The 12,250-nt window shown below is 68.7% G+C and carries 7 protein-coding genes, 1 tRNA gene and 1 rRNA gene; 5 read left to right on the top strand and 4 right to left on the bottom strand.

Going from position 1 to position 12,250, the window contains the following annotated elements:
* Positions 1 to 36: 36 nt before the first annotated feature.
* The 4 genes from rrf (at position 37) to NVS89_RS12215 (ending at position 7,297) form a co-directional block, all read left to right on the top strand.
* Positions 37 to 151: ribosomal RNA gene (rrf, locus tag NVS89_RS12230) — 5S ribosomal RNA — on the top strand.
* Positions 152 to 972: 821 nt separating this feature from the next.
* Positions 973 to 2,196 carry a GGDEF domain-containing protein gene (locus tag NVS89_RS12225; RefSeq protein WP_258733017.1) on the top strand — a complete coding sequence of 408 codons (1,224 nt, stop codon included), beginning with the start codon at positions 973 to 975 and terminating at the stop codon, positions 2,194 to 2,196.
* A 447-nt stretch (positions 2,197 to 2,643) separates the two neighbouring features.
* Positions 2,644 to 4,782 carry a putative bifunctional diguanylate cyclase/phosphodiesterase gene (locus tag NVS89_RS12220; protein ID WP_258733016.1) on the top strand — a complete coding sequence of 713 codons (2,139 nt, stop codon included), beginning with the start codon at positions 2,644 to 2,646 and terminating at the stop codon, positions 4,780 to 4,782.
* 13 nt (positions 4,783 to 4,795) lie between these two features.
* A complete protein-coding gene (locus tag NVS89_RS12215) occupies positions 4,796 to 7,297 on the top strand; it encodes a hybrid sensor histidine kinase/response regulator (protein WP_258733015.1) in 2,502 nt (833 codons plus the stop codon).
* 49 nt (positions 7,298 to 7,346) lie between these two features.
* Here NVS89_RS12215 and NVS89_RS12210 read toward each other — a convergent pair whose 3' ends face one another.
* A complete protein-coding gene (locus tag NVS89_RS12210) occupies positions 7,347 to 8,315 on the bottom strand; it encodes a crotonase/enoyl-CoA hydratase family protein (RefSeq protein WP_258733014.1) in 969 nt (322 codons plus the stop codon).
* A gap of 588 nt (positions 8,316 to 8,903) precedes the next feature.
* A tRNA-Arg gene (locus NVS89_RS12205) sits at positions 8,904 to 8,980 on the bottom strand.
* Between the two features lie 535 nt (positions 8,981 to 9,515).
* Here NVS89_RS12205 and NVS89_RS12200 point away from each other — a divergent pair.
* Positions 9,516 to 10,355: a HesA/MoeB/ThiF family protein gene (locus tag NVS89_RS12200; protein WP_258733013.1), complete on the top strand. Its 840-nt coding sequence runs from the start codon at positions 9,516 to 9,518 to the stop codon at positions 10,353 to 10,355.
* A gap of 250 nt (positions 10,356 to 10,605) precedes the next feature.
* On the opposite strand, the gene NVS89_RS12195 is transcribed toward NVS89_RS12200, so the two are convergent.
* Entirely contained in the window at positions 10,606 to 10,926 is a 321-nt protein-coding gene (locus tag NVS89_RS12195; protein ID WP_258733012.1) for a TM2 domain-containing protein, read from the bottom strand.
* Between the two features lie 105 nt (positions 10,927 to 11,031).
* On the bottom strand, positions 11,032 to 12,033 hold the full coding sequence (locus NVS89_RS12190) for a 2-hydroxyacid dehydrogenase (protein WP_258733011.1): 1,002 nt from the start codon (positions 12,031 to 12,033) through the stop codon (positions 11,032 to 11,034).
* Positions 12,034 to 12,250 lie beyond the last annotated feature (217 nt).

The following is a 12,250-nucleotide window of genomic DNA, read 5'->3' as shown; positions in this document are numbered from 1 at the left end:
CTCCGATCCTTGCTTCGCTTCGCTGTCCTTCGCCGGCCTGGTGGCCATTGCGAGGAGCCTGAACCCGATCCCATCCCGAACTCGGCCGTTAAACTCCTCAGCGCCGATGGTACTATGTCTCAAGACCTGGGAGAGTAGGTCGCCGCCAGGCCTGCAAAGAACAGCGCGCTTCTCATACGATACCAAACACCAAAACCCCGCTCGTGGCTCAAACCACAAGCGGGTTTTGTGCGTCTGGGCGCAACGAAGGGGAAGGTGCGGGCGTCGCGCCAGTAGCCGGCACGCCCCCGGGCGGTCCCCAGTACGACATCGACGGCGTGGCCGTCGGCAGTCCCGAGCCGAGCAAATCCGAAACGCCGCAAACTGCCGACGGAACTCTGTGGGCGCCACTGATGAGCTCGCCGTCGGATGCCCATCGGCACACGCACCGCGTCGGGCCGAAGCCGCCGGGACAAGCGGCGTTTGACGATCGCCAGGTCATGTCGACTCCGGGTAACTGTTATTAGGCGACTGCCCATCTGCCGAACAGCCCCGTCCGCCGCTGGCTCTTTTTCCCCACTTCGCGGACAGGAACCCGGCAGGCGACCGGCGCACCATCTTCGCCGATCTGATGCTCCGGGTATGCAGCCATCCAGCGCGCGATTTGGTCCCGCCATCCACGCTAGTTCGCGACCGCCGCTGCGACCAAGGCCAGAGAACTTTCGAATTAGACCGCATCCGTCGTGCCGGCGCGCGAATGGCCGCCGTTTCCGACGAGACGGGCCCGCACCGTGCCATCCGCCGGCAAGGCATAGCCGGCAAATCACCATCCACGCGCTGCTCCCCGCGTCGCTTGGCCCCGCATTAGAGATTGACTTGGCCATGCCGGCAAAGGACGCTTTCGCTTGCACCGTCTCCTTCCACCCGCTCGGGTTGGACCACGTCCGCCATTGCCCGACGTCGACGCAGGACAAGCTCCGATGACGCGGTCCCATGTTCCGATGGATTGACGCCGTCGACGTGCCGCTCCTTGTGGTCGGCGTTTCCTCGTCCCGCGTCGTCGCTGCCAATCCGCCCGCGCGGGCCCTGTTCGGCGGGCGGCTCGACGGCGTGGAGGAGGCGCCGTTGCCGCTGGCCGACGTCGCCGGCGTCGAGGACGCCCTTGCCCTCGGTCGCGCGCTCGCGGCCGCGCCGGGGCGGGAACCCAGCGTCCAGCTCATGCTCCACGATGCGTCGGGGGAGCCGCTGCGGTTCGCGGCGGCGCTGAGCCCGCTGACCGACGAGCACCGCCTGCTCACGCTCGGCGAGCCTTCGTCGCGGTCGCTGCGGCGCGATTTCCTCGAGATCCTCGAACAGCTTCCCGCGCCGATCGAACTCTATGACCGCGACCTCAACGCCCTGTTCTACAACAAGGTGGCGGACGAGTTTTTCCTCTATGAAGACCAGAACATCATCCAACACGACGACTGGTGGGCGGTCGGCTTCCCCGACCCGGCCGAGCGCGACGCGGCCTTTGCCGAGTGGAAGGCGAAGACCGAGGAGACGCGGCTCGACCGCAGCCTCACCGCCACCAGCGAGTGGAAGGTGCTGTGCCGGGACGGGCTGACCCGCATGGTGCAGTTCCGCTATCGCTGGATCGGCGACTATTTCGTCATGTCGTGGTGGGACGTGACCGCGCACCGCCAGACCGAGCAGCAGCTGCGCCAGCTCGCGGTGTCGGACCCGCTGACCGGGCTGTGGAACCGGCGCCGGCTGATCGAGGACACGCAGGCGGCGCTGCTCCAGGCGGCGGCTGGCGACTCGGCCTGCTCGCTGCTGCTGCTCGACGTCGACTGGTTCAAGTCGATCAACGACCGCTATGGCCACAGTGCGGGGGACGACGTTCTGCGTGCGCTCGCCGAGCGCGGTCTTGCGGCGCTGCGGACCTCCGACGTGATGGCGCGCATGGGCGGGGAGGAGTTCGCGATCCTGCTGCCGGGGACGGATACGGAGAGCGCCATGACGCTGGCCGAACGGCTGCTGGCGACGATCCGCACGCCGATTGCCACCGGCACGGGCGCCAACGCCAGCGTTCTGGTCGAGGTGACGGCGAGCATCGGCGGCACCACCAGCCATGGCGCCGACCGTGACGCGCTCGCGCTGATCGAGCGCGCGGACAGGGCGCTCTACCGGGCCAAGGCGGAGGGCCGGAATCGGGTGGCGTTCGATGAACCGTGAGGCGGCGTCGCGCCGCTCGGGCGCGCGGCGAGTGGAGGTGATGTCGGCCGGACGACAGAGCCGCTGGGGAGTGGGCGCCGGGGATTGGGGCGCCAATCGAGGCTGTGAATCGAGGCAGCAGGGATCCGGGCGGCGCTTCCCACATGGCGGAACGAGGCTGTGAGGAAATGGATACCGCCGGGCAGGGTGACGGAATCGGGCCGGACCATCCGCCGGTTTTTCGCAAGCTACTGAATAAAAAGGTATATCAGCTTCCACCTAGCCGGCCGGAGGCGGCCCCTGCGGCCGCGGATTCCCTTGTTCCTCGCGCGCGAAACGCGGCCGGCGACCGGCGCCGGCGCCGTCGCCGACAAGGTGAAATTCAGCGCCGCCTCGTATCGCTTCAAGCTGTTTCACCGTACTGTGAGCAGGAACTGGTTCGTTTCGCGTCCGAAGGCTCAAGCAGTGATGCCCCTAATATTAATAGTCGACGATAGCTCAACGAACCGGCGTATCTACTCGGAGTTGTCGCGGCAGTTGCAGCCGGATGTTCGGGTGCGCGCTTTCGAAAGCGCGCGAAAGGCACTGCACTGGCTGACCGAGAATACTGCCGACCTCATCATCACCGACTACAAGATGCCGCAGTTGAACGGCGCGGCGCTGATCGCCGCCGTGCGGGCGCTGCCCCAGCACCGGGACCTGCCGATCATCGTCGTCACCGCCTATGACGACCGCAGCTTCCGTGTCTCCTCGCTGGAAGCGGGGGCAACGGACTTCCTGCTCAGCCCGGTGGACCATGTCGAGTTCCTGGCGCGGGCGCGCAACCTGCTGAAGCTGCGCGAGCAGCACCTGCTCATCACCCGGCGTGCGCATCTCCTGGAGATGAACCTCAACGCCAAGGACATGCAGCTGCGCGAGAGCCGGGAGGCGCTCGCCCAGGTGGTCGACACCGTTCCCGCGCTCATCAACGCGGTCGACATGGAAGGGCGCTGCGTGCTGGTGAATGCCCATCAGGCCGCCTTCGTCGGCAAGGTGCCCGCCGACCTCGTGGGTCATCCGGTCGAGGTGCTGCTGGGCGAGGAGCGGGGCCAGCTCAACCGCCGGCTCGACCAGCTGGTGCTGAAGACCGAGCGTCCCCTCGCCCCGCGCGAGGAGGAGGTGACGACGCCGGAAGGCGAGCACCGCATCTACCTCACCAGCAAGGCGCCGCTCTATGACGGCGCAGGGCGCATCACCAGCATCCTCACCAGCTCGATCGACATCACCCAGCGGCGGCAGGCGGAAAGGCGTCTCGAATATCTCGCCAGCCATGATTCGCTCACCGGCCTGCCGAACCGGCTGATGCTGCGCGATCATCTGCGGCGCGAGCTGGCGCGCGGGCGCCGCGGCGACCAGAATTTCGCCCTGCACTTCATCGATCTCGACCGCTTTAAGGCGGTCAACGACGCGCGCGGCCACCACTGGGGCGACAGGCTGCTGCAGAGCGTGGCGGAAGGGCTCGAGCAGCTCGTGGGTCCGGGCGTCACCGTGGCCCGGCTCGGCGGCGACGAGTTCGCGGTGCTTCAGCCCGACATCGACGGGGCCGAGGATGCCGGACGCCTCGCGCAGGCGATCCTCGATATGCTCACGGCCGAGGACGAGAACCTGCAACTGCCGAGGATCGGCGCCAGCATCGGCGTCACCATCGCCCCGCTGGACGGTGCCGATCCGGACGAGCTGCTGCGCAATTCCGACCAGGCGATGTACCTCGCCAAATCGGTCGGCGGGAACACGTGGCGGTTCTTCGCCGCCGACATGGCGCCGCGGGCGAGCCAGAAGGCGGAGCTCGAAGGGGAACTGCGCAGCGCGCTGAAGCGCCAGGAATTCGTGCTCTATTACCAGCCGCTGATCGACCTGCGGAGCGGGGGCGTGGTCGGAGCGGAGGCGCTGCTGCGCTGGCGCCATCCCCGGCGCGGGATTCTCTCCCCCGACGCCTTCCTCGGCCTCGCCGAGGAGACCGGCCTCATCCTGCCGATCAACGAATGGGTGTTGAGGGAAGCCTGCCGCCAGGGCGTGGTCTGGCAGGAGACGGGGCTCGGCGTGCTGCGCATCGCGGTCAATCTCTCGCCGATCCAGTTCCGGCGGCAGAAGGTCAGCGAGCTGGTGCGCGACGTGCTGGACAGCAGCAACTTGCCGCCCGCCTCGCTGGAGCTGGAACTGACCGAGGGCATACTGATCAGCCATGACGAGCAGATCGTCACCCAGATGGAGCTGCTGCGCTCGATCGGGGTAAGCCTGTCGGTCGACGATTTCGGCACCGGCTACTCGTCGCTGAACTATATTCGCAACTTCCCGCTGCACCGCCTCAAGATCGACCGTTCCTTCGTCAAGGATCTGGCCAATGATCCGCGCGCGCTCGCCATCGTGCGCACCATCATCGATCTCGGGCACATCCTGAACCTCCAGGTGCTCGCGGAAGGGGTGGAGGAGGAGGCGCAGCTCGCCATGCTGCGGGCGGAAGGCTGCGACGAGGTTCAGGGCTATTATTTCAGCCGTCCGGTCCCGTCCGAGTCCTTCGCCGAGTGGTTGACCACGCGAGGTGGCGAAGGCGTCTGCGGGGCGCTTTAGGCAGGAAGCAGATATGTCGACCTGGTCAGGGGCCGGTCGGCGGCTGGGCGCGTCGTTCCGTCGGCTGGCGGGGCGACTGCGCAACCGCCCCGACAGCGAGCACGAGATGAGCTTCAACCGGCTCATCTTCGCCTCCATCATCGTCGCCGTCCTGCTGGTCAATCGCAGCACGGGCGTGGTGGACGACTCGCTGCGAGTGATGTCGCTCTACATCCCGCTCGCCCTCGCCGTGCTCGGCCACATCGTGCTGTTTCCGGGTGTCTCGCGTGGGCGCCGCCTGTTCTCGCTGCTGCTCGACTGCTGCTTCCTCTCCTGGCAGCTCCATCTCGGCGGCGAGATCGCTTCGCTGTTCTACCCGATCTATCTGTGGGTGATCTTCGGCAACGGCTTCCGCTTCGGCCTCGCCTCGCTCGCCATCGCCATTCCGATCGCCACGCTCAGCTTCGGGGTCGTGGTGTGGACCACGCCGTTCTGGTACCAGCAATGGCATCTCTCGGCCGGCCTGCTGATCGGCCTCGTCATCCTCCCCGCCTATTCGGGCACGCTGATACGCAAGCTCTCGCTCGCCACGCGGGTGGCCGAGGAGGCGAGCCAGGCGAAGAGCCTGTTCCTCGCCAGCGTCAGCCACGAGCTGCGCACCCCGCTCACCGCCATCGTCGGCATGACCGGGCTGCTGCGCGGCACCCCGCTGGCCAGCGAGCAGCGCGAGATGGTGGAGACGGTGGACGTCGCCACCCGCTCGCTGCGCTCCCTCATCAACAGCCTGCTCGACCTCTCGCGCATCGAGGCCGGCCGGATGCCGGTGCCCGACGAGCCCTTCGACGTGCTCGCCCTGCTGCTCGACGCGCGCCGGCTGGTCGAGAGCCAGGTCCGCGAGCGGGGCCTCAGCTTCGACATCCATGTCACGCCGCGCACGCCGCTGATCCTGTCCGGCAGCCGCCAGCACCTGCACGAGGTGCTGATCAACCTGGTCGGCAATGCGGTCAAGTTCACCCATGCGGGCGGCGTGACGCTCGCCATGGACGCGCAGCCGGGCGAGGATGGAAGGCTGCGGCTGGCGGTCGAGGTCACCGACACCGGCATCGGCATCGCGGCGGCCGACCAGGGGCGCATCTTCGAGGATTTCACCCAGGCCAATTCGAGCATCCTCAACCGCTTCGGCGGCACGGGGCTGGGCCTGTCCATCACGCGGCGGCTGATCGAGCTGATGGGAGGCTCGATCTCGGTCGAGAGCGCGCCGGGCGAGGGCAGCACCTTCCGCATCGAGGTGCCACTCGCCACCGTGCCGGACGAGGGGTTCGACGGCGAGGAGCCGTGGCGCCGGCGCGGCGTGGTGCTGGTCTGCCGCGACGCGAAGCCGCTCGCCGGCGTGGTCGCGGCGCTGTCCTCGCTCGGCATCCGGCCGCTGATCGCCAATCCCGCGCTCGGCCCGGCGCGGATGTTCCCGCCCGAGGCTGATGGCGCGATCCGCCTGCTCTACGAGCCCGACACCCACAACCTGCCCTTGCTGGCGCCGGCCTCGAACGGCGCGCCGCCCAAGGCGCTGATGCTGCGGCCCGACGCCGATCCCGGCCTGCCGGACCTCGAGATCCGCCAGCGCTGCGCGGGCCTGCTTGCCACCGGCGCCACGGTGATCGAGCTCAAGCGCGCCATGATGACCGCCTGCCGGCTCGTTGCGCCGCTGGCGAGCCCGGCGGAGCCGCCGCGCGCGCTGCGCCCCGGCGAGCCGCGTCGCCTTCTGCTGGCGGACGACAACCGCATCAACCAGCGCGTGTTCCGGCGCATCCTCGAGGGTGCCGACCATTCGGTGCTGATCGTCGAGAGCGGCGAGCAGGCGCTCGACGTGCTCACCGACAAGGCCGACGATTTCGATCTGGTGCTGATGGATTTCAACATGCCCGACATGGACGGGCTGGAGGCCACCAAGCTCTACCGCATGATGGCGACCGGCGAGCGGCGGCTGCCGATCGTCGGGCTGACCGCCGACGCGAGCGCGCAGCGTGACGGGCGCTGGCAGCAGGCGGGCATGGACGACTGCCTGATCAAGCCGGTCGAGCCGGCGACCCTTCTGGCGGCGGTGGACCGGCTGGCCTCCGGCGGCGAGGGCGGACCCCTGCCGCAGCAGCGCCTGTCGCCCGCCATGCTCGACCCGTTCGGTCCGCCCAGCCTCGACGACAGGGCGATCGAAAGCTTGTGCGACCTCGGCGGTCCGCGCTTCGTGACCGAGCTGATGGAGGACTATCTGGTGGACGCGGAGATGATCCTCGCGCGGCTGGTCGAGACCGCACGGCGCGGCGATCTCCTGGCCTTCCGCGACGAGGCCCACGCCCTCCAGAGCAGTTCGGCCAATGTCGGCGCCCTGTCTCTCAGCGTGCTGTGCGCGCCGTGGCGCGAGCTCCGCGCCGAGGAACTGCGCGCCCGGGCCGCCGAGCTGGAGCGCCAGGCGCGGACCGAGCTGAACCGGACGCGCGAAGCCATGCGCGCCTGCTCGGAGCGCATGGTTGGTCTCGGGTGACGAGATACACCGGCGGGCGCCGCGCCCGCCGGTGCGCCGGACGCAGGCATCACTCCGCCGCCGTCAACATCGGGGTTGGGGTTAACAGGCCCGCCAGTCGCCGGTTCTGCGCGGCGCACAGCCGGTCCATCTTGCGCAGGTCCGCCTCCGTCAGGTTCATGGCCGCCTCGGCCCAGATGTCGACGACGTCGATCAGTTCCTCCAGCGTGACCGGATCGACCCGCCGACGCGCCCGGTAGACCGCCTGGTGGGCGTTCTGCTTGCGGCTGTGGCGGGCGATGTAGTCGATGGTGGCCTGCCGGCCCTGCCCGTCCTCCGCCAGCACGTCGACGACGCCCATCTCGAAGAGCTCCTCGGCGGTGTGCACGCGGCCCGACAGGATGAGCGCCTCCGCCCTGTTGCGCCCCATGCGGCGCTTCAGGAAGCTATAGGCGCCCATGCCGGGGAACATGTTGAACAGGATTTCCGGCAGGCCGAGCTTGGCGCTGCGCTCGGCGACGATCAGGTCGAAGGACAGCGCGTGCTCGAAGCCCCCGCCCAGCGCGTCGCCCTGCACCAGCGCCATGGTGACGACCGGTGCGTCGAAGGCGACGGCGTTGCGGTGGATGGCCTGCACGGCGACATGGCCGTAATGGCGCATGGCGTCGAGGTCGCCGGTGCGGATGCGCTGGGCGAAATGGCCGAGGTCGCCGCCCAGATTGTAGATGCCGGGCACGTCGGAGGCCATGACGAACCAGGAGAACGGCGCGGCGGCGGGGCCGGGCAGTTCGGCGAAGCTGCGGGTGATGGTGGCCTGCATCCGGCTGATGTCGCCCATCAGCTCGTGGGTGTAGGACGGCTTGCCAAGCGGCTTCATGTAGCACCAGCAGATGGCGCTCGCGGCGTCGATGCTGAGGCGAATGTTCTCGTAGCCATTGTCGCAGATTGTGCGGGCCGCTCGTTCCGTCGCCAGGTTGGTGGCGTCGGCGAACGCGCCAGCACGGGCGGGGGTGTCGTTTTCCATGCTGATGAGGGACATCTTCTCGCTCCATGTGGGTTTGTGAACCAGACACTGCCGCTCGGATAACGCCGCGCGGGCAGTTCGCTTCCCATTAGGCGTGCGAGTCGGCGCGAGAGCCAGAAGCGATTCGCGTTTAGCTGCCCTGCCGGTTCCGAATGACCCGAAATTGTGCATTCGCAGGCCTTCGCGTCCCGTGAAGGAAGGCGCTGAGCCGGCGAAGGATGGGCGCCGGGAAGGCGAAGGGGGAGGTGGCGCGATGGGCCCGCGGAGCTCCGGAACGGGCACCGCCGTCAGGAGTGATGAAGAGGGAGCTTGGCCGGTTCAGCGCAGGAGCGGGACGACGATCCGACGGGCCGGGCGCGTGGCGCCATGCCCGGGCTCCGGACCTCCGGCGAGACCCAGGGACTGACCGAGGGACTTCCGGTGCGGCGGGGCACAGGATGTTCGGTCAGATGCGAGAGACGGGTTGCAAAGCGATATCGCGCGCGCCATCGCGATCAGCGCGCCGTGTCGCCGAAAGCGAGCCCGCCGAAGAACCGTCCGGCGACTGTTCACTGGGCGGGCGAAGGGGGCGACGCGCGGTACCGAGCCTGAAGCAGGCCGAACTGGCGCACCCGGCACGATTCGAACGTGCGACCTTTGCCTTCGGAGGGCAACGCTCTATCCAGCTGAGCTACGGGTGCGTCGGGCCGTGACCGGCGCCCGGCTTTCATAGTCGAAGCCGCCGGTACGGGCAACAGGCTCGACGGACCGGCCGATGGATCGATCGCGGACCAATGAGCCTACGCGCTTGACGCGACGCCTTGTCCGCGGCGTGCCGCATCAGGACTGTCAGGCTCCTCGGGCGCCGCTTTCTCCCATGCGGTGGCAATGCCGTCCGAAGCCAGCCCACCAAGACGTGGCAGTCCGATGGCCACCACCCGCCATCAAGGCCTTGATACGCCGTGCGCCGCGATACGCCAGCCATGGCCAACCATACCGCGCTCGGCTGACTGTCGGTCGCCATCCGCCCCGCAGTTCGTCGCTCCGGTATCAAGGTAGGGTTCGTTGACGGCGGCACATGTCGGACGGTTGGCCGCAGCGGGGCAGGGCGCCCCCTCTTCCGGTGGTTTACCCACAGCAACCTTTCCGCCGCCTCATCCCCGCCATCCCCGCGCGAGCACACGACGGACGGACCGCGGCGATGGCGGGGGCGCGGTTCGTTGCTATATAGCGTGCATGAACACCGACGCTCCTCCCGCCGCCGCGCGTGCCCGCTTCTCGCCCGAGGAGGTGGAGCGCTATGCGCGCCATCTCGTGCTGCCGGAAATCGGCGGCCCCGGGCAGCAGAAGCTGAAGAAGGCCAGCATGCTGGTGGTCGGCGCCGGCGGCCTCGGCGCGCCGGTGCTGCTCTATCTCGCCGCCGCCGGCGTCGGGCGGCTGGTGGTGGTCGACGATGACGAGGTGTCGCTGTCGAACCTGCAGCGCCAGGTCATCCACGCCACCGCCGCGGTCGGCCGGCCCAAGACCGAGAGCGCGGCCGCGTTCGTCGCCGCGCTCAACCCGCATGTCGCCTTCGAGGGGGTGGCGGCCCGCCTCACCGCCGACAACGCCATGGAGCTCGTCGCCGGCGTCGACGTGGTGATCGACGGCTCGGACAATTTCGCCACCCGCTACCTCGTCTCGGACGCCTGCGCGCTCGCCGGGCGGCCGCTGGTGACGGCGGCGCTCGGGCGGTTCGATGCCACCGTCACCACGCTGCGCCCGCACGAGAAGGGCCCGGACGGCACGCCCAACCCCACCTACCGCTGCCTGTTCCCCGAGCCGCCGCCGGCCGGCACCGTGCCGAGCTGCGCCGAAGCTGGCATTCTCGGCGCGCTGGCGGGCGTCGCCGGCTCGCTGGTGGCGCTGGAGGCGATCCGCGCGGTGGTCGGCTTCGGCGAGGGGCTGGTGGGGCGGCTGCTGATGATCGACACCCTGTCCATGCGCTTCGAGACGCTGGACTATGGCTGGGACCCGGACAACCCGATCACCGGAGCGAATCCCACCGTCACCGACCTGTCCGCGCACCGGCGCTAGATGGCCGCTTGCGTGACGTGATCCGACTCGCGGAGCAGGGACGCCGGAGGCTGTCCGACGAACTGCGTTGCTCCGGCGGGCTTCGGACGACTCCGGGACCAGGCTGAATCAAGCTCGCGCGGGACAGGCGGGCGGTTACCGTGGGCGGCAGCCCGCCTTCCAGTCAGAGCATGGGAATCGGTTGTCCAAGACCGTAGCCCCCGACCGGAGCGCCCGAACATGCCCCCCGCGCCCGGCCGGCCTCGACCGCTTAGCTCGCGAGCTGGTGGGCGAGCAGATTGTTGTGGCCGGCGATCCAGCCGGGGATCAGGAACGCGTCGACCAGCACCCAGATGCCGACGATCGCCAGCAGCACCAGGCCCACGCCGGCGGCGGCCAGGATGACGCCGGCGACGGTGAGCAGAAGCTGCGCCACCGCGCTGCCGGTCCGCCCGCTGTAGAAGCGGTGGCCGCCGACGCCGCCGAGGAAGAACCACAGCACATAGGCGACGCCCAGCGACTTCTTGTTGGCTTCGTAAAGCATGAGCGAGCGGGCCTCGCCGCCCACCATGCCGACCTTGCCCGTATCCATAAGTAGCCTCCCAGCCCGAAATACAACCAATAATGGCGATAACGGGGCGAATTTGCTACTTAAAAGTGTATGAATTGACGACGACTTTGGACGGCCCGCGCGGGCCTAGAGCATGGCCGGCAGCACGCGGTCGGGCAGGCGGTGCCCGTCCATGAAGGCCTTGATGTTGACGATCACCTTCTCGCCGGTGTCGATGCGCGCCTCGACCGTGGCCGAGCCCATATGCGGCAGCAGCACCACCTTGCCGGCGCGCGCCAGCTTCAGGAGCTTCGGGCTCACCGCCGGCTCGCGCTCGAACACGTCGAGCCCGGCGCCGGCGATCTCGCCGCTCTCGATCATGCGGATCAGCGCGTGCTCGTCGATCACCTCGCCGCGCGCGGTGTTGACGATATAGGCGTCGCGCCGCACCAGCTTCAGCCGCCGGGCCGAGAGCAGATGGAAGGTCGCCGGCGTGTGCGGGCAGTTCACGGACAATATGTCCATGCGCGCCAGCATCTGGTCGAGGCTGTCCCAGTAGGTCGCCTCCAGATCCTCCTCGATATGGGCGGGGAGGGGGCGGCGGTTGTGATAGTGGATCTGCAGGCCGAAGGCCTTGGCGCGGCGCGCCACCGCCTGGCCGATCCGCCCCATGCCGATGATGCCGAGGCGCTTGCCCCAGATGCGGTGGCCGAGCATCCAGGTCGGCGACCAGCCGGGCCACACGCCGTCCTCGTTGATAATCAGCGCCGCGCCCTCGGTCAGCCGGCGCGGCACGGCGAGGATCAGCGCCATGGTCATGTCGGCGGTGTCTTCCGTCAGCACGCCGGGTGTGTTGGTGACGGTGATGCCGCGCTTGCTGGCGCCGACGACGTCGATATGGTCGACGCCGTTGCCGAAATTGGCGATCAGCTTGAGGTTCGGCCCCGCCGCCTCGATCACCTTGGCGTCAATGCGGTCGCAGATGGCGGGCACCAGCACGTCGGCGGTGGCCACCGCCTCGGCGAGCTCGGCCTGGGACATCGGCACGTCGTCGACATTGAGCCGCGCGTCGAACAGCTCGCGCATGCGCGTCTCGATCTTGTCGGGCAGCCTGCGTGTGACGACCACGAGCGGCTTCTTGCGGGCCATTCTACTCCCCGTGTGGACAGGCGCCGGGCGATCAAGCTCCCGTTAACGCTGAGGGGAGACACTCGCGCCGGTAGGCGACGCGATCCTTAGCAGACGGGTTCGGGAAACACAAAAATGCACCCATTTGCGGTGCAGGCGGTGTCCCGTGGTGGCGGCTGGAGGACCGGGGGCGAAAACCGGGCCGCGTTCCCGGACAGGGTGCGGGATGCGGGATCGA

This window comes from Ancylobacter mangrovi (assembly GCF_024752355.1).
GTDB lineage: Bacteria > Pseudomonadota > Alphaproteobacteria > Rhizobiales > Xanthobacteraceae > Ancylobacter > Ancylobacter mangrovi.
The sequence above is the reverse complement of the archived record's forward strand: the minus strand, read 5'-3'. Positions and strand labels throughout refer to the sequence as shown.